Consider the following 19,623-nt stretch of genomic DNA (forward strand, 5'->3'; position numbering starts at 1 on the left):
TGGGGGCGGTGACAGAGAAGAGGGCGATGGAGACGCAAATCCTGTGGCAGGCGCCCGCGCTGGCGTTGCTGATCGGTTATCTGCTGGGATCGATCCCGTTCGGCGTGCTGTTGACCCGCGCGGCCGGGGCGGGGGACCTGCGCAGCATCGGATCGGGCAATATCGGCGCGACCAACGTGCTGCGCACCGGGCGCAAGGGGCTGGCGGCCGCGACGCTACTGCTCGATCTGGCCAAGGGGTTGGCAGCGGTCGCGATTGCCCGCACCTTTCTGCCGGGCGAGGAAATTCTGGCCGGTACTGCGGCGTTCATTGGCCATTGCTACCCGGTCTGGCTGCGCTTTCGCGGCGGCAAGGGGGTGGCGACGTTGATGGGGGTGGCACTGGCGTTCCACTGGCCGATCGGGCTGGTCTATGCCGTCGTCTGGCTGGGGATGCTGGCCAGCATCCGGATTTCGTCGGTGGCCGGGATGGCAGCGGCGGTCAGCGCGCCCATCGCCGCGCTGGTGCTGGGACGCAGCGACCTGATGCCGGCGCTGCTGGCGCTGGCGCTGATCGTGTTGTGGAAGCATGGCGAGAATATCGTGCGGCTGATCCGGGGGCAGGAGCCGCGCATCGGCGGCCGGAAGCGCGCCGCCGAATGAGCGATCCGGTGATCGACCGGTTGCGGCTGATCCGCACCCCCGGCATCGGGCCGGTCAGCTATCGCCAGTTGCTGGCCCGGTTCGGTTCGCCCCGGGCGGCGCTTGCGGCGCTGCCCGACCTGGCGCTGCGCGGCGGCGGCAAGCCCCCGGTGATCGCCGACGAACGCACCGTCCAGCGCGAGCGGGCAGCGGTCGAGCGGCTGGGCGGGCGATACTGGTTCGTCGACGAGGCGGACTATCCGATACTGTTGGGCGAACTGGACAGCGCCCCCGCCGTCATGGTGACGCGGGGCAATCGCGCCCTGACCGAGCGGCCCGTGGTGGCGATGGTGGGCGCGCGCAATGCATCCGCCGCCGCCTGCCGCTTCGCGCGCGCGCTGGCGCTGGCGCTGGGCGAGGCGGGGGTTGCGGTCGCATCCGGCCTGGCGCGGGGGATCGATACCGCCGCGCATCAGGGTTCGATCGGGACCGGGACGATCGGCGTCATCGCCAGCGGAATCGACATCGCCTTTCCCCCGGAAAACCGCGAGTTGCAGGAGCGGGTGGCGAGCGAGGGGCTGTTGATCGCCGAACAGCCGCCGGGGACGGAGCCGCTGGCCCGTTTCTTCCCTGCGCGCAACCGGATCATCGCCGGGCTGGCGCTGGGCACGGTGGTGGTGGAAGCGGCGCCGCGTTCCGGATCGCTGATCACCGCGCGGCTGGCCGGGGAGGCGGGGCGCGAGGTGATGGCGGTGCCGGGCAGTCCGATCGATCCGCGCGCACAGGGATGCAACCTGTTGATCCGCGAGGGCGCGACCCTGGTGCAGAGCGCGGACGACGTGCTGGAGATGATCCGCCCGATCGATACCCGTGCGGTGCGGTCGCCGACCACGGGTTTCGATGCAGGAAGCGGCGGCGATCCGGACGAGGCGGAGCGTCGGGCGGTAACCGGGCTGCTCGGCCCGGCCCCCGTCGCAGTGGACGAGGTGATCCGACAGTCCGGCGTCAGCCCGGCAATGGTGGCGATGATCCTGCTGGAACTGGAACTGGCCGGACGGCTGGAGCGCCACGCCGGCGGACGCGTCAGCCTGGGGGCACCCTGATGCAAACGAGGCTGTCGCTGTCTCTGCTGATCGATCGAGTGGCAGTATTGGCAAGGGGGCGGGCCGCGCTGCTCGCATGTTTGTGGCTGCTGCATTTTGGGTTGGGCATTGGGTCGGATGCGATCCTGCTCACGTCCCCGAACGCGTCGCTACTCGTAGCGTTGGCCAGCACCATCGGTCAGACCATGCTGATCGTGGCGCAGATTCGCAGCGGTTTGGCGATTTTTAGCGACCCACCGATGCGGTGGCGGATCGTCAGCCTGATCCTGCTCACGGTCGTCAGCGGTGCTGGTACCGTTTTGGGCCTGGTGCTGCTGATCCTGCCTGGGATTTATGTCGCTGCGCGGTGGCTGCTGGCTCCCGTCATCCTGATCGACACCAATGCGACGATCGGCGAAAGTCTGTCCGAAAGCTGGCGCGTGACGGGATCATCGGTACCCACCATTGTGGCCGCCTTGTTGCTTTGCAGCGTACCGCTGATCGCGGCATTCGGCGTAATGGTGGTGGTGGAGATTGAGGAAGCGGCCGAGTCGTTCCCGCTCACGCTGGCGATCAATGCCATGATCGCACTCTGGGCGATCGCGCCGACCGAGGTCGCATTGGCCGCGTATGACCTGCTTGGCGAAACACCGGAGGACGCGGCGACGGTTTTCGACTGACCGTGCACAGCAGTGCGCTCAGGCGGCGGTGTCCCGCAAGGGCAGGTGGGCTTCATTCAGCGCCATGGGATAGAGCAGTTCATTCTCTTGGGCGATGCGGGCATCCAGCCGGTCGAGTATCGCCAGCGTCGTCGCATCGAACGATGGCCGATCCCCGGCGATTTCGGCCGGGTTCCATTCGGCCAAATGCGCCACCCAGTCGGATTTCAGGGTGTGGAACCGCTCGATCGCGATGCGCGCCGCCTCTGCCGCTCCGGCATCCCGGCTGAGCATCAATCTGGGATAGATCTCAGAATCCTCTGCCTCCAGATGCCCGATCAAACAGGCCGACAGCGCGTGCATCGCGCTGTGCGCGACGGGCGAATCGACCCCCAGTGCAATGGCATGGCGAAGCCGGGCGCTGAGCTGCGAAATGTAGCGATGTTCGCGAATCAGCCGTTCAAACGACAGCATTGGCGCTCTCCCTGATCACAGGGATGCAGGGGAAGCATTAACATCGCCGCCGCAAATCGCATGCGGAAAACACCGACGCGACGCTTGACGGGAGCGGGATGGCATCCCCACCCTCGCGCGTACACACGTAAGGAAGCGCCCAACCACCATGCAGCTGGTCATTGTCGAATCGCCCGCCAAGGCAAAGACGATCGAAAAATATCTGGGCAAGGACTATAAGGTCCTGGCCAGTTACGGCCATGTCCGCGACCTGCCGCCCAAGGACGGATCGGTCGATCCCGACCAGGGGTTCGCCATGGAATGGGAACCCTATGCCGACAAGGCCAAGCAGCTGAAGGCGATCACGGACGCCGCCAAGGGCGCGGACCGATTGATCCTGGCGACCGACCCCGACCGCGAGGGGGAGGCGATCAGCTGGCACGTTCAGGAAGTGCTGGCGAAGAAAAAGGCGCTGCCGGGGGCGGTGGAACGGGTGACGTTCAACGCGATCACCAAGCCCGCCGTTTTGCACGCCATGGCCAATCCGCGCGCGCTGGATACCGACCTGATCGACGCGTATCGCGCGCGGCGGGCGCTCGATTATCTGGTCGGCTTCACCCTGTCGCCGGTGCTGTGGCGCAAATTGCCAGGGGCGAAATCGGCGGGCCGCGTCCAGTCGGTCGCGCTGCGGCTGATCGTCGAGCGGGAGCGCGAGATCGAAGCGTTCGTGCCGCAGGAATATTGGTCGGTCGTCGCCGAGCTGGAACAGGATGCGACCCGGTTCCAGGCGCGGCTGACCCGGTTCGATGGACAGAAGATCGACCGGCTGACCATCGGCGACGGCGCGACGGCCGAGCGGGCGAAGGCAGCAGTCGAGGGTGGAAGGTTCAGCGTCGCCAGCGTCGAGACCAAGCCCGCCACGCGCAACCCGCCGCCGCCCTTCACCACCTCGACCCTGCAACAGGAAGCGGCGCGCAAGCTCGGCTTTTCCGCCAGCCACACGATGCGCATCGCCCAGGGCCTGTATGAGGACGGCGCGATCACTTATATGCGGACCGACGGCGTGCAGATGGACGGCAGCGCCATCGATGCGGCGCGCAAGGCGATCGTCGAGCGCTATGACGCGGGCTATGTGCCGGACAAGCCCCGCCAGTATCAGACCAAGGCCAAGAATGCGCAGGAAGCGCACGAGGCGATCCGCCCGACCGATTTCGGCCGCGACCGGATGGGATCGGGCGATCATGCGCGCCTCTATGACCTGATCTGGAAGCGCGCGATGGCCAGCCAGATGGCATCGGCGCGGATGGAGCGGACCACGGTCGAACTGGAGGAAGGCACCGGCCGCCATGCCCTTCGCGCCACCGGTCAGGTGGTGCTGTTTGCCGGCTATCTGGCGCTGTATGAAGAGGGCCGGGACGATGAGGCGGACGACGATGCGCGTCGCCTGCCCGTGCTGCGCCAGGGGGATACGCCCGCCAAGCTGGGGGTGAATGCCGAACAGCATTTCACCCAGCCGCCGCCGCGCTTTTCCGAGGCATCACTGGTCAAGCGGCTGGAGGAACTGGGCATCGGCCGTCCGTCCACCTATGCCTCGATCATCCAGGTGCTGAAGGACCGGGCCTATGTCCGCGTCGAGAAGAACCGGTTCTTCGCCGAGGAAAGCGGGCGGTTGCTGACTGCGTTCCTTGAACGGTTCTTCGAGAGATATGTCAGCTACGACTTTACCGCCGGGCTGGAGGAGGAGCTGGACGACGTGTCCGGCGGGCGTGCCGAATGGCAGGCGGTGCTCGACGCCTTCTGGCGCGATTTCAAGCCGCGCACGACCCAGGTGATGGACTTCAAGCCATCCGAGGTGACGGCGGAGCTGGACAGCTTCCTCGAACCCTATCTGTTTCCCGACAAGGGCGATGGCAGCGACCCGCGCCTGTGCCCCAATTGCGGGGTTGGTCGGCTGGCGCTGCGTGGTGGCCGTTTCGGGGCGTTCGTCGCCTGCTCAAATTATCCCGACTGCAAATATACCCGTCGGTTCGCCCAGCCGGGCGGCGCGGAGGAGGGCGCGGATGCGGGGCCGGAGACGCTGGGCACCGATCCCGAAACCGGTTTGCCGATTGAGCGCAAGGCCGGGCGGTTCGGCCCCTATATCCAGCTGGGCGACGGCAAGGAGGCGAAGCGCGCGTCGATACCCAAGGACCTGCCGGGGGAGCTTGATCTCGACTGGGCGCTTAAGCTGTTGTCGCTGCCGCGCATCATCGGCAACCATCCGGAGACCGGCGAGCCGATCGAGGCGGCCATCGGGCGCTATGGTCCGTACCTGAAGCACGCGGGCAAATATGCGCGGCTGGCGAGCACGGCCGAGGTGTTTGAGACGGGCATGAACGCCGCCGTGGTGAAACTGGCCGAGGCGGCGGCAGGAGGGCGGCCTGCACGCGGCGCAGCGCGCGAACCGCTTAAGCTGCTGGGCAAGCATCCGCGTACCGAGGCTGAGATCAAGCTGATGGAAGGCCGATACGGCGCATACGTCACCGACGGCGAGACCAATGCGACGCTGCCCAAATCGGTGGACAAGGACCAGCTGACGCTGGAGGAAGCCGCACAACTGATCGACGCCCGCGCGGCGGCGGCTCCGGCGAAGAAAAAGCCGGTCAAGAAGGCGGCGGCAAAGAAGGCTGGGGCGGGGAAGAAGGCTCCGGCGAAGTCTTCGGCCAAAGCGAAAGCGAACAAATAGCTATCGTGCTCCTGCGAAAGCAGGAGCCCAGGGTTGCTGGCCTTGTTCTGTGAGGCTCTGGGCTCCTGCTTTCGCAGGAGCACGGGGATGGACAAGCGACCGTCATGCCAGCGAAGGCTGGCATCTCAAGCGGTGCACGTCCGCCAGCCGCTTAAGGCCCCAGCTTTTGCTGGGGGGACGGTCTGTTCTCAACTCGCCTCGGCGATCAGCTTCGCCGCTTCCGCCCCGGACCAGTCCATCGGGCCGACGAAACGCCACACTTCCTTGCCCTCGGCATCATAGAGCAGCGTCGTCGGCAGACTGGCGTTGAGGCCGACCGAGAAGCGCAGGTCGGGGTCCAGATAGGGGGGCAGGTTGGCCAGTTTGGCCTTGGCGAGATAGGGGTTCACCTTGTCCGCGCCGTCCATGTCCTGGCTGATGGTCAGCACGGCCAGCTTGCCCGCCTCGCGCTTGGCGAGCGCGTCGAGCGTCGGCATTTCGGCGACGCAGGGCGCGCACCATGTGGCCCAGAGGTTGACCAGCACCGGCTTGCCCCGGAACGCCGCCAGGGTCGTCGGCTTGCCGTCCGGCCCGGTAAAAGCGAAATCGGGGGCCGCCGTGCCGACCTGCGAGCGGTCGAGCGTCCCCTTGGCCTCGGCTGCGCCCGCCGCATTGCCGCTGGCCGCTTCGGTCGGTGCGCCTTGCCCCGCGTCCCCGGATTGCCTATCGCAGCCGCCGATTGCCGCCGCGACGATCAGAACAGGCAGGACGCCCAAGCGCATGACCAAATCGAATACTCCTGTTGCCGCCGGCGCGAACGCCATGTGGGGCGGGCGCTTTGCCGAGGGACCGTCGGCGGTGATGCGGGAGATAAATGCCTCCATCCCGTTCGACAAGCGGCTGTGGCAACAGGATGTGGCGGGATCCAGGGCGCATGTCGAGATGCTGGGCGCGACCGGCATTCTGGCGGCGGAGGATGCGGCGACCATCGCCGAGGGGCTGGATCAGGTCGCGGCGGATTATGCAGCGAACGGCGTCGCCGAGGATCTGGCGCTGGAAGACATCCATATGCAGACCGAGGCGAGGCTGGCCGAAAAGGTCGGCTCCGTCGCCGGGCGGCTGCATACCGCGCGCAGCCGCAACGACCAGGTGGCGACCGATTTCCGCCTGTGGGTGCGCGACGCCATCGATGCGGTGGATGCCGGGCTGGCCGCGCTGCAACGGGGGCTGCTGGCGCGGGCGGAGGAACATGCCGACAGCGTGATGCCGGGCTTCACCCATTTGCAGAGCGCGCAGCCGGTGACGCTGGGCCATCACCTGATGGCCTATGTCGAGATGGTCGCCCGCGACCGCAGTCGCTTTGCCGATGCGCGGGTGCGGATGAACCGCTGTCCGCTGGGCAGCGCGGCGCTGGCGGGGACCGGCTTTCCCATCGACCGCCACCGGACGGCGGCAGCGCTCGGCTTTGACGGGCCGACCGACAATTCGCTGGATGCGGTGTCCGACCGGGACTTCGCGCTGGATTACCTGATGGCGGCGGCTCAGGCGTCGCTGCACCTGTCGCGGCTGGCGGAGGAATTCATCATCTGGGCCAGCCAGCCCTTCGGCTTCGTCCGCCTATCGGACCAATGGTCGACCGGCAGCTCGATCATGCCGCAGAAGCGCAACCCGGATGCGGCGGAACTGGTGCGCGGCCATTCCGGGCGGATCATCGGATGCCTGACCAGCCTGATGATCACCATGAAGGGCCTGCCGCTCGCCTATTCCAAGGACATGCAGGACGACAAGCCGCCGGTGTTCGAGGCGCACGACCTGCTGGCGCTGTCGATCGCGGCGATGACGGGCATGGTAGAAAGCGCGACGTTCCGCACGGACCGGATGCGGGCGCTGGCCGAAAGCGGGTTTGCGACCGCCACCGATCTGGCCGACTGGCTGGTGCGCGAGGCGGGCGTGCCGTTCCGCGAGGCGCACCATATCACAGGCCGTGCCGTGGCGGCGGCGGAGGCGGCTGGATGTCGGCTCGACGAACTGCCGCTCGAGACGCTGACGGGCGTGGACCCGCGGATCGACGCGCGCGTCTATGACGTGCTGAGCGTCGATGCATCGGTCGCCAGCCGCACCAGCCATGGCGGCACCGCGCCCGTGCGTGTACGCGAGGCGATTGCGGCGGCGCGGGCGAGGATGGAGGAACAGGGACGATGAGCCGGACGATTCTGACGCTGGCGGCAGCAGCGTTTGCCCTGTCGGCCTGCGGCGCCAAGCGCGACCTGCGCCCGGCCGAGGGGCAATCGCTGCCCGTCGCACCCTATGGCGCGGTCGCCACACCCGCGCCGGCCGACCTGACCAAGCCGCCGATCGACGCCCGGCCCAAACGCGGGGATCAGACGCTGACCCAGTCGGAGGATCGCCCCGCCGATCCGTTCGACCTGCCCCCCTCTCGCTGAACAAGTAGACCCATGGATCATTTCACCTATCGCGACGGCGAACTTTATGCCGAGGATGTGCCGCTGGCACGCATCGCGGCCGAGGTCGGCACCCCATGCTACGTCTATTCCCAGGCGACGTTCGAGCGCCATGCACAGGTGTTTCGTGAGGGGCTGAGCGCCGTCGAGGCGCCGGTGCATATCGCCTTTGCGATCAAGGCCAATCCAAATCTGGGCGTGCTGCGCGTCCTGGCCAATCAGGGTTTCGGTGCGGATGTCGTGTCGGCGGGCGAGATGTACCGCGCCATCGCCGCCGGGGTAGCCCCGTCTGAGATCGTGTTTTCCGGCGTCGGCAAGTCCGAGCGCGAGCTGATCGCCGCGCTGGAGGCGGGGATCGGCCAGTTCAACCTGGAGCTGGAAGAGGAGGGCGTCGTCCTGTCCCGCCTGGCTGCCGAGCGGGGCCTGCGCGCGCCGTGCGTGATCCGGGTCAATCCGGACGTGGATGCGCGCACCCATGCCAAGATTTCCACCGGCAAGGCGGAGAACAAGTTCGGCCTGCCGATCAGCGATGCGCGCACGATCTTTGACCGGCTGGCCCCGTTGCCGGGGCTGAACCTGCGCGGTGTCGCCTGTCATATCGGCAGCCAGCTGGGCACGTTGGAGCCGCTGCGCGATGCTTATGTGAAGATCGGCGAGCTGGTCGCCGAACTGCGCGGCGCCGGGCACAGTGTCACTCATGTCGATCTGGGCGGCGGGCTGGGCGTTCCCTATCGCCCCGGCGACGCTTTCCCCAGCCCCGCCGAATATGGCGCGATGGTGGCAGGGGTGACCCGCGGCTGGGACGTCACGCTGATGTTCGAGCCGGGGCGGGTGATCGCGGGCAATGCCGGCGTGCTGATGACCGAGGTTCTGTGGGTCAAGCCCGGCGTCGCCAACCCCTATGTCATCGTCGATGCCGCGATGAACGATCTGATGCGGCCCGCGCTCTATGACGCCTATCACGATTTCGTCGCCGTGCGCCCGACGGGCGAGCGGATGACGGCGAACATTGCGGGGCCGGTGTGCGAAAGCGGCGATACCTTTGCCATGGGGCGGGAGATCGACGCGGTTGCGCGCGGCGACCTGGCCGTGCTGCGGACGGCAGGCGCGTACGGCGCGACCATGGCCAGCACCTATAACAGCCGCGACCTGGTGCCGGAGGTACTGGTCAACGGCGACCAATATGCAGTGGTGGCCGACCGGATCGCCGCTGGCACCGTGATGGCCGCCGAGCGGGTGCCGGAATGGCTGACCGCATGATCCTGAATGGCCTGCCCATGCTGATGAAGCTGGCGGGCCGCCCGGTCATCCTGGCGGGGCAGGGGGAGGCGGCGGACGCGAAAAGGCGGCTGCTGGAACGGGCAGGTGCGATCGTCGCGACGATCGATCATCCGTGTGCCCGGCTGGCTGTGGTGGCCATCGACGATGAAGCGGAGGCCATGACTGCGATTGCTACGCTGCGGGCGCGCGGCGTGTTGATCAACGCAGTCGACCGGCCCGACCAGTGCGATTTCACGCTTCCCGCGATCATCGACCGGTCGCCGGTGCTGATCGCCATTTCGACGGGTGGCGCCTCGGCTGGCCTTGCGGCGGCGCTGCGCCAGCGGCTGGAAGCGATCATCCCCGCCGATCTGGGGCGGCTGGCCGAAGGGCTGGGCCGCGCGCGCCGCGTGCTGAAAGCCCGGCTGGCCGATGGGGGCGAGCGGCGACGGGCGCTGGCGGCGGCACTGGCGGCGAGCGGGCCGATCGACCCATTGAGCGCAGGCAGCGCCGACCGGGTGGATCGCTGGGCGAGCGGGATGCTTTCCCGCCCCGCGCCCGCACTGTTCGCGTTCACGCTGGCCAGTGGCGATCCCGACGACCTTACCCTTCGCCAAGCGCGGTTGCTGGCAAGTGCCGACCGGGTGACTCACCGCGCCGATGTGCCCGCCACCATCCTGGACCGTGCCCGCGCCGACGCCGTGCGGCAGGCAACGAGCGCGCCGCCCGCCGACGCGCCCGACGGCCTGTGGATCGATCTGGCGATGGCGCCATGACCCATGCCCTGGCGCTGACAGAAACCGGGACGGTCGAGGGAATGGACCGCGACGCGGCGCTGGCTGCGGCCGGTCCGTTGGTCTGGGTGCATCTGGACCGGGACGGGGATGACACGCTGGACTGGCTGGCGAACCGGGCGCACCTGCCCGAAGCTGCGATCAACGCGCTGACCGCCACGGAAACCCGACCGCGCTGCGATGCGCTGGACGACGGGGCGCTCATCAACCTGCGCGGCCTGTCGCCCGCCATGGATTCGATGTCGGATCCGTTCGCGTCCGTGCGGCTGTTCGCGCGGGGCAACCGCGTCTTTTCGGTCACCCGGTTGCCGATGACGGCGGTGGATACGGTCTGCGGCGAGGTGAAGGGCGGGCAGGTCAAGGATCCGGGCGATCTGATCGCCGCCTTTGCCGATGCGATCACCGCCGAACTCGACCCGGTCGTCGTCGATCTGGGCGACGAACTGGACGATTGCGAAGAGGGACTGGACCAGCGCCGCCTGTTTGCGCTGCGCCGGTCGGTGGGCAAGGTGCGGGCCAGGGCCATCGGCTATCGCCGGTTCCTGGCACCCCAGCGGGATGCGCTCGAGCGGCTGGCGGCACTGCCCGCCGAATGGCTGGCACCCGATGACCGGCTGCATCTTGCCGACGCCGCAGACCGCGCCGCCCGCATGGCCGAGGAGCTGGAGGCGATCCGCGAACGCGCTGCCTTGCTGCACGAAACGCTGACCGACCTGCGCGCCGAACAGATCGATCAGCGGGCACTGGTCATCTCCATCGTCGCCATGGTGTTCCTGCCGCTCACCTTCCTGACGGGCCTGCTGGGCATGAATGTCGAGGGCATACCCTATGCCCGCGAACCCTGGGCATTCTGGGGCGTGGTCGGCGTTTGCGCCGTGCTGGCGGTCGCCATCGCTGCCTATTTCGCCCGGCGGCACTGGTTCAGGGATTGATCCGAAGGCTGGGTGAGGCTGGCGGCTGGTCAATCAGTGCAGTGCCATCGAGCGAGCGGCGAATCAAAAGGGGGCCGGCATCGCTGCCAGCCCCCCATGTCGCCTGATCCTACCGTCGCACCCTTCCGGGCAGACCTGTCGGATGCCTGGCGGCATCGCCTGTCGCCATCTGCCTTTCGGCCCATGCCCGACCGGCGTCGCGGTCGCCACTGCACATCGGCTTGCGTTCGAGTGAACCCGCGCCAAGGTCTGTGACGGCCAGCGGACGTTCGGGCTTGCGCTTTCCCGTCCGCTTTTGGCCGAGAGTGGAGCCGCCGGTGCCCGTTCCCGCCACGCGTAACCGCATGGTGTGGATCAGCAAACCACCTGCCCTTCATCGGCCTGCCCCAGCCGGCCTTCGCCGTCTGCGGCTGAACCGTCCTTCGGATCCCGGATGCCCCGCCCTGACCTGAGCCACGACCGCACATCCGTCTGGACCCTATCGTCCGGTCCGGCTTGACCCTGTCCTGCGGTTTGCTTTCGCCACCAGCAGCCGGTATCGAGCCCCAATCCGTTGATTTTGCTTCGGTTTCCCGCTGCTCTATCGCCGTCTTGATGCATGGATCGTCTCACCCGGCGCGAGTCGGACCAAGCCCGATTCGACACCGTGCGCCTGTGAGTCTTGTGGATAACGGGAATAAGTGTCGGGGCTCAGCCCTGCGGTGCCCAACCGGGAGCGGCCAGCTCGAACCCGGCAAAGTCGAAGCCCGGCACCACCACGCAGCTGACCAGCGCGCCAAGCGGCCCGGCCTCTGCCGCCTGCCACCAGCCCGCCGGCACCAGCCATTGCGGCTGATAGCCAAGCGAGGGGTCCGCGCCAAGCACGATGCGTTGCACCGGGCCATGCTCGTCCGGCGCGATCATCAGTCGAAGCGGCGATCCGCCATGCCAGAACCACAGTTCATCGGCGTCGACGCGGTGCCAGTGCGATCGGCCACCCCCGGCCAGTGCATAGATGATGGCCGTCGCCATGCCTCTGGGATTCGTTTCATCGTCCTTTCGCCACGTCTCGCGGAACCAGCCGCCCTCTGGATGCGGTCGTAACGAATACTGACGAACCCATTCATCCACCATAAAAGCGCGCCCTGTCAGATCCCGATGCAACGATTGGCGAAACGGGAAATGGCTGAAATCCGCCGTTTCTGTCAATCGGTTCATGCAACCATGCCGCAGATGCGGCGTTTGGTGCTCGTAACGAGATTTGAAGGGAGAAGACCAATGCGTAACCTTATCCTGGCTGCTGCCGCTTTTTCGGTCGCTCTGCCTGTTGCGGCCGTCGTGCCGACCCCGGATGCCAGCGTCGAAGCACGCGAGGGCCGCTACAAGTACCGCGAATGGCGCGGTCGTGACGGTCGCCGCTATTGCCGCAAGCCCGATGGCACCACCGGCCTGGTGGTTGGCGGCGTCGCCGGTGCGCTGGTCGGCCGGACCATCGATACGCGCGGCGACCGTACCGTAGGGACCCTGCTGGGTGCAGCCGCCGGTGCCGTCGCTGGCCGCGAGATCGAACGGGCGGGTTCGCGCTGCCGCTGATCGGCGGTAACGCCGCTTGATCGGAAAAGCTTGAGCGGGCGGGGAGCCAAACGGCTTCCCGCCCGTTCTCCATCCGCCACAACCGGAGAAAATCGATGAAGAAGATGCTGGCCGCGGCAATCGCGGTTTCGGCGGCGTCGCTTGGCGCCTGCAGCCAATATGGCGACCCCTATGGCCCCCGTTATGCCGGCGGTGCTGGCGATTGGGATGCCGCCCGCTACTACCGCGACGATCCGCGCTATTCCGAGCGTCGTCTGGGTCGCAACGACGCGGTGTTCCGGGGTCGGGACGGTCGATATTACTGCCGTCGCGACGACGGCACCGCTGGCCTGATCGTCGGCGGCCTGGCTGGCGGCGTGCTGGGCAACGTGATTGCGCCGGGCGGTTCGAAGACGCTGGGTTCGGTGCTGGGCGGTGCTGCGGGTGCGGTGATCGGTCAGCAGATCGATCGCGGCGAGGCCCGCTGTCGCTGACCGACGTCAGGCCAGGCCGTCCAAGACGAGCTTGATGCCAACGGCGATCATCAGCCAGTAGATGGCGCGTTCAAATGGCTCGTGCGGTACCCGCCGCACGAGCCATACGCCTGCCAGGGTCGAAGCGATCGCCACTGGCATCAATGCTGCCGCACTCGTGAGCGCTGCCGGGCCGAATTGGCCAAGCGCGATATAGCCCGGCACCTTGATCCAGTTGACCAGCGCGAAAAACACCGCCGTCGTTCCGACCAGGGTGTCGCGTGCCAGTTTCATCGGCATCACCACCAGTTGGAACGGCGGCGCACCGGCATGGGCGACGTGGCTGGTAAAACCGGATGCAACGCCCATCGCTGCCGCAAATCCCGGCACCATCGGACGGGCCGCCACGGGTCCGCGCCGTTCGAGCCACAGCCGCCATGTTCCGAACAGGATCGAAATGGCCCCGACCATCGCCAGCACGCCCTCTGCCGACACGCGTGCAGAGAACAGCCAGCCGAGCCCGATTCCCGCCGCTGCACCGGGCAGGGTCCAGCGGATCACCCGCCAATCGACGTTGCGCCGGAATGCCCAGACACTCACCGCGTCCTGCACGATCAGGATCGGCAGCAGGATGGCGGCTGCCAGCACCGGATCGATCACCAGGGCGATCATGGGCAGGCTGAGCGATCCTGCGCCGGCAAAGCCGCCCTTGCCCAGGCCGAGCAGCATGACGGCGGGCAGCGCCGCCGCCCAGAACCATGGATCGGAGATCAAAGCGCGCGCGCGCCCGCGATCCGCGCCAGCTGGGCGGTGATCTTCAACAGCACGATCACCCCCGCCGCCGCAAAGCCGGCAAGCGCCAAAACCGCCCAGGTCAGCGCTTCTGCCCAGCGGGCGAGTTCAGGATCAGGCGCAATCGTCGCTGCGACCGCCGGCGTTCCGGCAGCGCCGGGGCGGGGACTGTCGGCACCGGTGTCGCCTGACCTTGGTCGGGTGAGGGGTGTCGCCCGGCGTTCCGCTCGGGATCGGTCAGCGGTCGCGGTCGGGGCCGTGACGCGGTTGCCGTCGCCTGTTCCGTCCGGCTGCCGCAGCTCGCTGCCGATCGACAGCATCGCCATCATCACGGCATAGGTCGCCATGCCCGACAGGATCAGGAACAGCGTGCGCCCGGCCCAATCGGCCGCGCCCCTCACGCGCTCATTTCATCCAGCTTGGCCCGGCGCTTGGCAGTCGCCTGCCGCACGCCCGCATTGCCGCGCGCACGCAGCTGCGCCTTCAGCACTTCGGGTTCCGGGGCGATCAGGAAGCCGAAACTGACCGTCCCCGCCTTCGTCTCGACGGCATGATGCAGCCGGTGGGCGGAAATGATCTTTTTCATATAGGCGGATTTGGGGATGTACCGGATCGGAATGCGCCGGTGCACGATGAAATCGTGAAAGCCCAGATAGATCATGCCATAGGCCGCGATGCCCGCGCCGATCCAGATCGTCACCGGGTTCCAGCCGAGATAGAGGCCGCCGATCATCAACAGGATCGACGGCATGGCGAAGATCACGAAATACAGGTCGTTGAGCTCCCAATTGCCCTCACGCGGCTCATGATGGCTCTTGTGCAGGAACCAGCCGGGGCCGTGCATCACCCAGCGGTGCATGACATAGGCAAAGCCCTCCATCGCGGCGACGGTGGCCAAAAACGCGACTATTCCAATTGCAACGTTCATGGGCGGCGATATAGCGCCGCGCCGTGCGCATTGCGAGCCTTGTCGCCTTAGGGCTTTCGTCCATGCTCCTCTCCGGCTGCGCCGTGCCGGAGGCGCGATTGCGCGCCGGCCTGGTGAATGCGGGGCTGCCGCGTCCGCTGTCCGCCTGCATGGCCGAACGGATGGTCGACCGGTTGAACCTGGCACAGTTGCGGCGGATGGGCGACCTGCCCACGGCACGGGATGCGGCATCGCTCGACCAGTTTCTGCGCCGGGTGCGGGCGCTAGGCGATCCAGAAATCTGGACGGTGACCAGCAGTTCGGCGACCATCTGTGCTGTTGCGGGATAATTTTTGCGACTGCATCGCAACTGCAAGCGCTGGGGGTGGATTCAGGGCGGAGCCTGTGCTTAAGCGTGGCGCATTCGATCCGACCCCTTGAACACTGAAAGGGCACGCGCATGAACATCCATGAATATCAGGCCAAGGAACTGCTGGCGAAGTTCGGTGTGCCGGTCCCTGCCGGCTTTGCCGCACTGACCGTCGAGGAAGCCGTCGAGGCGTCGAAGAAGTTGCCCGGACCGCTTTTTGTCGTGAAGGCGCAGATTCATGCCGGCGGGCGCGGCAAGGGCAAGTTCAAGGAACTCGGCCCCGATGCAAAGGGCGGCGTCCGCCTGGCCAAGACCGAGGACGAAGTGCGCCACGCGGCCACCGAAATGCTGGGCAACACGCTGGTGACCATCCAGACCGGCGAAGCCGGCAAGCAGGTCAACCGCCTCTATGTCACCGACGGCGTCGACATCGCCAAGGAATTCTATCTGGCTCTGGTCGTCGACCGGGCCAGCGGCCGGATCGGCTTCGTCGTGTCGACCGAGGGCGGCATGGACATCGAAACCGTCGCGCATGACACGCCGGAGAAGATCCACAGCTTCTCGGTCGATCCCGCGACCGGATTCCAGGCGCATCACGGCCGCGCCGTTGCCGCCGCGCTCGGCCTGTCGGGCGACCTTGCCAAGCAGGCCGCAAAGGTCGCGGCCAAGCTCTATGACGCGTTCCTGGGCACCGATGCCGAGCAGATCGAAATCAATCCGCTCGCCGTCACCGACGATGGCAAGCTGATGGTGCTCGATGCCAAGGTCGGTTTCGACGGCAACGCGATGTTCCGTCACCCGGACCTGATGGAACTGCGCGACGAGACCGAAGAGGACCCGATGGAGCTGGAGGCGTCGAAGTACGACCTGGCGTACATCAAGCTCGACGGCGACATCGGCTGCATGGTCAATGGCGCCGGCCTGGCCATGGCGACGATGGACATCATCAAGCTGAACGGCATGTTCCCGGCCAACTTCCTGGACGTGGGCGGCGGCGCATCGAAGGAAAAGGTGACGGCGGCGTTCAAGATCATCCTGAGCGATCCGGCGGTGAAGGGCATCCTGGTCAATATCTTTGGCGGCATCATGCGCTGCGACGTCATTGCCGAAGGCATCGTGGCGGCGGCCAAGGAAGTGAACCTGTCGGTTCCGCTCGTCGTCCGGCTGGAAGGGACGAATGTTCAGCAGGGCAAGGAGATCCTGGCCAATTCGGGCCTGGCGATCGTGCCGGCCAACGATCTGGGCGATGCCGCCAAAAAGATCGTCGCCGAGGTCAAGAACGCGGCCTGATCGGGGCCAGCGCATCGGAACGGACGGGGGCCGGGACAGCGATGTTCCGGCCCCTGGCATATCGGCGGTGCAAGGGGCCAAGGATTCCGTACCGGACTTGCGAAGCCGACGCCCAAGCGCCATTTTGACGCCAGAGATTGCCGCTGAAAACTGCTGCACGAAAAGGAATGCGGAATGAAGCTGTTGGTACCGGTCAAGCGGGTGCTTGATTACAATGTGAAGCCTCGGGTGCGGGCTGACGGGTCTGGTGTGGATCTGTCGAATGTGAAGATGAGCATGAACCCGTTTTGCGAGATTGCGGTCGAGGAGGCGATCCGGCTGCGGGAGCGGGGTGCGGCGACCGAGGTGGTGGTGGTCTCGATCGGCGAGGCGAAGTGCGTTGAGACGCTGCGCACGGCGCTGGCGATGGGGGCGGACCGGGCGATCCATGTGCTGAGCGAGACGGTGGTGGAGCCGCTGGCTGTGGCGAAGATCCTGGCCGGGATCGTGAAGGAGGAGCAGCCGGGTCTGGTGATCCTGGGCAAGCAAGCGATCGACGGCGACATGGGCCAGACGGGCCAGATGCTGGCGGCGCTGACCGGCTGGGGCCAGGGGACGTTCGCCAGCAAGGTCGAGGTGGACCCCGGCTCGGAGGCCGGGGCAGGGGCCGTCACCGTGACCCGCGAGGTGGATGGCGGGCTGGAGACGGTGCGGCTCACGCTGCCTGCGATCGTGACCACGGACCTGCGCCTCAACGAGCCGCGCTATGCGAGCCTGCCCAACATCATGAAGGCCAAGTCCAAGCCCTTGGCCAGCAAGACCCCCGAGGACTACGGCGTCGACGTGACCCCGCGGCTGACCACGCTGAGCGTTGCCGAGCCGCCGAAGCGGACTGCGGGGATCAAGGTGGCGAGCGTCGATGAACTGGTCGAGAAGCTGAAGGCGATGGGAGTTGCGGCATGAGCGTGCTGGTATGGGTCGAGCATGACGGTCAGGTCGTGAAGGATGCGACGCTGAGTGCGGTCACTGCCGCGTCGAAGCTGGGCGAGGTGCATCTGTTGGTCGCGGGCGAGGGCTGTGCTGCGGTCGCGGACGAAGCGGCGAAGATCGCGGGCGTTGCCAGGGTGCATCTGGCCGATGACGCGGCCTATGGCCATGCGCTGGCCGAGAATGTCGCGCCGCTGATCGCCGGGCTGATGAGCGGGTTCGATGCGTTCGTGGCCCCTGCGACCACGACGGGCAGGAACATCGCGCCGCGGGTCGCAGCCCTGCTGGACGTCATGCAGATCAGCGACGTGCTGTCGGTGGAGAGTGCCGACACGTTCACCCGGCCGATCTATGCCGGCAACGCCATCGCCACCGTCCAGTCGAGCGATGCGAAGAAGGTGATCACGGTGCGCGGCACCGCGTTCGACAAGGCGGCGCGGGACGGCGGCTCGGCCGAGGTGGTGCCCGCCGCCGCCACGGGCGATGCGGGCCTGTCCAGCTTCGTGTCCGCCGAGCTTGCCCAGTCGGAGCGGCCCGAGCTGACCAGCGCGAAGATCATCGTGTCCGGCGGCCGGGCGCTCGGCTCCGGCGAGCAGTTCCAGGCGCTGATCGAGCCGCTCGCCGACAAGCTGGGCGCCGCGGTCGGCGCATCCCGCGCGGCGGTGGACGCAGGCTATGTCCCCAACGACTATCAGGTCGGCCAGACCGGTAAGATCGTCGCACCGGAGGTCTATCTCGCCATCGGCATCTCCGGCGCCATCCAGCACCTGGCCGGGATGAAGGACAGCAAGACCATCATCGCCATCAACAAGGACGAGGACGCCCCCATCTTCCAGGTCGCAGACATCGGACTGGTCGGCGACCTGTTCACCCTGGTGCCGGAACTCACCGAAAAACTATAGGCGATTTGCCGTCGCCCATCGATCGGACGGGAATTAACCGGATTTTCAGTGGCTTGGTTGCAGAATGCGCCAGCCATGCTGAATATGGTTTGCCATGTCGGCCCCGTGCCGATCCCGTCCATCGACGGACGCCGCCACAAGCGGCGGTCCGTCGTGATGAGCGCGGCCATGCGTACCACAGCCCATGGGCGGTTCGCGGCGGTATTGCAGGACCTGTCGATCAGCGGTTGCCGCCTCGTCACGTCCAAATCGATGCAGATCGGCGAGCGGGTGTTCGTCCGGTTGCCGGGGTTCCAGCCCTTTGTCGGCGAAGTCCGCTGGATCGGGGACAAGGAAGCTGGCATCCGGTTCGACGTGCCGCTGCATCCTGCCGTGGTCGAACATATCAGCCAGGCATCGCCACTGCGCTGATCGCTGCGGATCGGGTCAGCGCGGTCGTGCGAACTGCATCACCTGCGCCATCATCACATCGATCGAGCCGCCCGCATCGGCAAGCCAGTCGCCGGGCCCCACCGTATTGATGGCGACCCCCATCGGCGTCGGCCAGCCGCGCAGGGCATGGACCACGGTGCGTAGCGTCTGCATGGTCGAAACGGCAGCCTGCCATCCCGCCGCCGTTGCGATAATGCCCACCGGCAACCCGTCGAAATAGACGCGGGCGTCGCCCCGGGTCAGCTCGACATGATCCAGCGCATTCTTGACCAGTCCCGACAAGGTGCCGTGATAGCCGGGGGAGCCGATGACGAGGCCGTCGGCCGACCGGATCGTATCGACAAAGGCGCAGATCGCGTCATTCGCCAGGGCCGTTTCCGGGTCGAAATTGGGAAAGTCGATCGCCGGACCGGTCAACAGCGTGGTGCGCGCGCCCGACCGTTCGGCAGCGGCCAGCGCGCGCGCCAGGGCGGCGGCCGTACCCGATTGCGGGCGAAGCGTGCCCCCGATGGCGACGATGTGCGGCTGGCTCATGCCCGCCGCGCTAAACCAATGGTGCGATGCTTTCCAGCCCGTTCAGGCCCGGACGGATCGCCACGCCTCGGCAATTTCCTGAAGATCGGCGGCAACGGCACGAAATGGCGCGGAATCATTGCCGATGCTGGCATCGACGACCTGTTGGCGCAGACCGGCATATAGCGTCGCCAGCGTGCGCGACACGTCGCGACCCTGTTCGAAGTCCAGCCCCGCCTCCAGCGCGAACAGGATGGCGATGGCGCGGGTGACGCGTTCGCTCTTGATCCGGAAATTGCGGTTGTCGGTGGCCCAGGCAGCGGTCGTGAGGGCACGGATCAATTCGTCGTACAGCAACGTGACCAGCGCATGGGGATCGGCCCCGCCGGTGCGGCCGGCAAGATCAACGGAGCGGTAGACCTGCTCCGGATTGGCGAGGCGAAAGGCAATGCTCATGCCGG

At 67.0% G+C, this 19,623-nt stretch carries 24 protein-coding genes; 16 read left to right on the plus strand and 8 right to left on the minus strand.

Annotated elements, in window-relative coordinates:
• The first annotated feature begins 26 nt into the window (after positions 1-26).
• From plsY to ACPVPU_RS04690, 3 genes are read left to right on the plus strand one after another with little or no spacing between them, the layout of a single operon-like run.
• Positions 27-641 carry a glycerol-3-phosphate 1-O-acyltransferase PlsY gene (gene plsY / locus ACPVPU_RS04680; RefSeq protein ID WP_448659814.1) on the plus strand — a complete coding sequence of 205 codons (615 nt, stop codon included), beginning with the start codon at positions 27-29 and terminating at the stop codon, positions 639-641.
• Positions 638-1,723: a DNA-processing protein DprA gene (gene dprA / locus ACPVPU_RS04685; RefSeq protein ID WP_448659815.1), complete on the plus strand. Its 1,086-nt coding sequence runs from the start codon at positions 638-640 to the stop codon at positions 1,721-1,723. The genes plsY and dprA overlap by 4 nt, the downstream gene beginning before the upstream one ends.
• Positions 1,723-2,382, plus strand: a complete 660-nt coding sequence (locus ACPVPU_RS04690) for a hypothetical protein (protein ID WP_448659816.1) — start codon at positions 1,723-1,725, stop codon at positions 2,380-2,382. Before dprA ends, ACPVPU_RS04690 begins: the two co-directional genes overlap by 1 nt.
• Before the next feature lie 18 nt (positions 2,383-2,400).
• On the opposite strand, the gene ACPVPU_RS04695 is transcribed toward ACPVPU_RS04690, so the two are convergent.
• Positions 2,401-2,835, minus strand: a complete 435-nt coding sequence (locus tag ACPVPU_RS04695) for a hemerythrin domain-containing protein (protein WP_448659817.1) — start codon at positions 2,833-2,835, stop codon at positions 2,401-2,403.
• Positions 2,836-2,983: 148 nt separating this feature from the next.
• Here ACPVPU_RS04695 and topA point away from each other — a divergent pair, with 148 nt between their 5' ends.
• Positions 2,984-5,539, plus strand: a complete 2,556-nt coding sequence (topA, locus tag ACPVPU_RS04700; RefSeq protein ID WP_448659818.1) for a type I DNA topoisomerase — start codon at positions 2,984-2,986, stop codon at positions 5,537-5,539.
• A 188-nt stretch (positions 5,540-5,727) separates the two neighbouring features.
• On the opposite strand, the gene ACPVPU_RS04705 is transcribed toward topA, so the two are convergent.
• Positions 5,728-6,300 carry a TlpA family protein disulfide reductase gene (locus ACPVPU_RS04705; protein WP_448659819.1) on the minus strand — a complete coding sequence of 191 codons (573 nt, stop codon included), beginning with the start codon at positions 6,298-6,300 and terminating at the stop codon, positions 5,728-5,730.
• A 40-nt stretch (positions 6,301-6,340) separates the two neighbouring features.
• Here ACPVPU_RS04705 and argH point away from each other — a divergent pair, with 40 nt between their 5' ends.
• From argH to ACPVPU_RS04730, 5 genes are read left to right on the plus strand one after another with little or no spacing between them, the layout of a single operon-like run.
• A complete protein-coding gene (gene argH, locus ACPVPU_RS04710) occupies positions 6,341-7,720 on the plus strand; it encodes an argininosuccinate lyase (RefSeq protein ID WP_448660416.1) in 1,380 nt (459 codons plus the stop codon).
• Positions 7,717-7,962: a hypothetical protein gene (locus tag ACPVPU_RS04715; protein ID WP_448659820.1), complete on the plus strand. Its 246-nt coding sequence runs from the start codon at positions 7,717-7,719 to the stop codon at positions 7,960-7,962. The genes argH and ACPVPU_RS04715 overlap by 4 nt, the downstream gene beginning before the upstream one ends.
• A 12-nt stretch (positions 7,963-7,974) precedes the next feature.
• Entirely contained in the window at positions 7,975-9,240 is a 1,266-nt protein-coding gene (gene lysA, locus ACPVPU_RS04720; RefSeq protein ID WP_448659821.1) for a diaminopimelate decarboxylase, read from the plus strand.
• A complete protein-coding gene (locus ACPVPU_RS04725) occupies positions 9,225-10,016 on the plus strand; it encodes an NAD(P)-dependent oxidoreductase (RefSeq protein WP_448659822.1) in 792 nt (263 codons plus the stop codon). The genes lysA and ACPVPU_RS04725 overlap by 16 nt, the downstream gene beginning before the upstream one ends.
• A complete protein-coding gene (locus ACPVPU_RS04730) occupies positions 10,013-10,966 on the plus strand; it encodes a zinc transporter ZntB (protein ID WP_448659823.1) in 954 nt (317 codons plus the stop codon). The genes ACPVPU_RS04725 and ACPVPU_RS04730 overlap by 4 nt, the downstream gene beginning before the upstream one ends.
• A 690-nt stretch (positions 10,967-11,656) precedes the next feature.
• Here the strand turns inward: ACPVPU_RS04730 and ACPVPU_RS04735 are convergent.
• Entirely contained in the window at positions 11,657-12,163 is a 507-nt protein-coding gene (locus ACPVPU_RS04735; protein ID WP_448659824.1) for a cupin domain-containing protein, read from the minus strand.
• A gap of 60 nt (positions 12,164-12,223) precedes the next feature.
• On the opposite strand from ACPVPU_RS04735, the gene ACPVPU_RS04740 reads away from it, so the two are divergent.
• Together ACPVPU_RS04740 and ACPVPU_RS04745 are read left to right on the plus strand one after the other, a co-directional pair.
• Positions 12,224-12,538, plus strand: a complete 315-nt coding sequence (locus ACPVPU_RS04740; protein WP_448659825.1) for a glycine zipper 2TM domain-containing protein — start codon at positions 12,224-12,226, stop codon at positions 12,536-12,538.
• 95 nt (positions 12,539-12,633) lie between these two features.
• A complete protein-coding gene (locus ACPVPU_RS04745) occupies positions 12,634-13,011 on the plus strand; it encodes a glycine zipper 2TM domain-containing protein (protein WP_448659826.1) in 378 nt (125 codons plus the stop codon).
• A gap of 6 nt (positions 13,012-13,017) precedes the next feature.
• On the opposite strand, the gene ACPVPU_RS04750 is transcribed toward ACPVPU_RS04745, so the two are convergent.
• The 3 genes from ACPVPU_RS04750 to ACPVPU_RS04760 are packed head-to-tail and all read right to left on the minus strand — an operon-like array spanning position 13,018 to position 14,710.
• Entirely contained in the window at positions 13,018-13,764 is a 747-nt protein-coding gene (locus ACPVPU_RS04750) for a sulfite exporter TauE/SafE family protein (protein WP_448659827.1), read from the minus strand.
• Positions 13,761-14,183 carry a hypothetical protein gene (locus ACPVPU_RS04755; RefSeq protein ID WP_448659828.1) on the minus strand — a complete coding sequence of 141 codons (423 nt, stop codon included), beginning with the start codon at positions 14,181-14,183 and terminating at the stop codon, positions 13,761-13,763. Before ACPVPU_RS04755 ends, ACPVPU_RS04750 begins: the two co-directional genes overlap by 4 nt.
• On the minus strand, positions 14,180-14,710 hold the full coding sequence (locus ACPVPU_RS04760; RefSeq protein ID WP_448659829.1) for a sterol desaturase family protein: 531 nt from the start codon (positions 14,708-14,710) through the stop codon (positions 14,180-14,182). The genes ACPVPU_RS04755 and ACPVPU_RS04760 overlap by 4 nt, the downstream gene beginning before the upstream one ends.
• Positions 14,711-14,772: 62 nt before the next feature.
• On the opposite strand from ACPVPU_RS04760, the gene ACPVPU_RS04765 reads away from it, so the two are divergent.
• From ACPVPU_RS04765 to ACPVPU_RS04785, 5 genes are all read left to right on the plus strand, one after another.
• Positions 14,773-15,039: a hypothetical protein gene (locus ACPVPU_RS04765; protein WP_448659830.1), complete on the plus strand. Its 267-nt coding sequence runs from the start codon at positions 14,773-14,775 to the stop codon at positions 15,037-15,039.
• A 110-nt stretch (positions 15,040-15,149) separates the two neighbouring features.
• On the plus strand, positions 15,150-16,349 hold the full coding sequence (gene sucC / locus ACPVPU_RS04770) for an ADP-forming succinate--CoA ligase subunit beta (protein WP_448659831.1): 1,200 nt from the start codon (positions 15,150-15,152) through the stop codon (positions 16,347-16,349).
• A gap of 174 nt (positions 16,350-16,523) precedes the next feature.
• Positions 16,524-17,291, plus strand: a complete 768-nt coding sequence (locus tag ACPVPU_RS04775; protein WP_448659832.1) for an electron transfer flavoprotein subunit beta/FixA family protein — start codon at positions 16,524-16,526, stop codon at positions 17,289-17,291.
• Positions 17,288-18,217, plus strand: coding sequence for an electron transfer flavoprotein subunit alpha/FixB family protein (locus ACPVPU_RS04780; protein WP_448659833.1), 930 nt, complete (start codon positions 17,288-17,290; stop codon positions 18,215-18,217). Before ACPVPU_RS04775 ends, ACPVPU_RS04780 begins: the two co-directional genes overlap by 4 nt.
• A gap of 75 nt (positions 18,218-18,292) precedes the next feature.
• On the plus strand, positions 18,293-18,628 hold the full coding sequence (locus ACPVPU_RS04785; protein WP_448659834.1) for a PilZ domain-containing protein: 336 nt from the start codon (positions 18,293-18,295) through the stop codon (positions 18,626-18,628).
• Positions 18,629-18,643: 15 nt separating this feature from the next.
• Here ACPVPU_RS04785 and ACPVPU_RS04790 read toward each other — a convergent pair whose 3' ends face one another.
• A complete protein-coding gene (locus tag ACPVPU_RS04790; RefSeq protein WP_448659835.1) occupies positions 18,644-19,183 on the minus strand; it encodes an NADPH-dependent FMN reductase in 540 nt (179 codons plus the stop codon).
• Positions 19,184-19,225: 42 nt separating this feature from the next.
• On the minus strand, positions 19,226-19,618 hold the full coding sequence (gene fliS / locus ACPVPU_RS04795; RefSeq protein ID WP_448659836.1) for a flagellar export chaperone FliS: 393 nt from the start codon (positions 19,616-19,618) through the stop codon (positions 19,226-19,228).
• Positions 19,619-19,623 lie beyond the last annotated feature (5 nt).

The sequence above is a fragment of the Sphingomonas paludis genome (assembly GCF_053502515.1).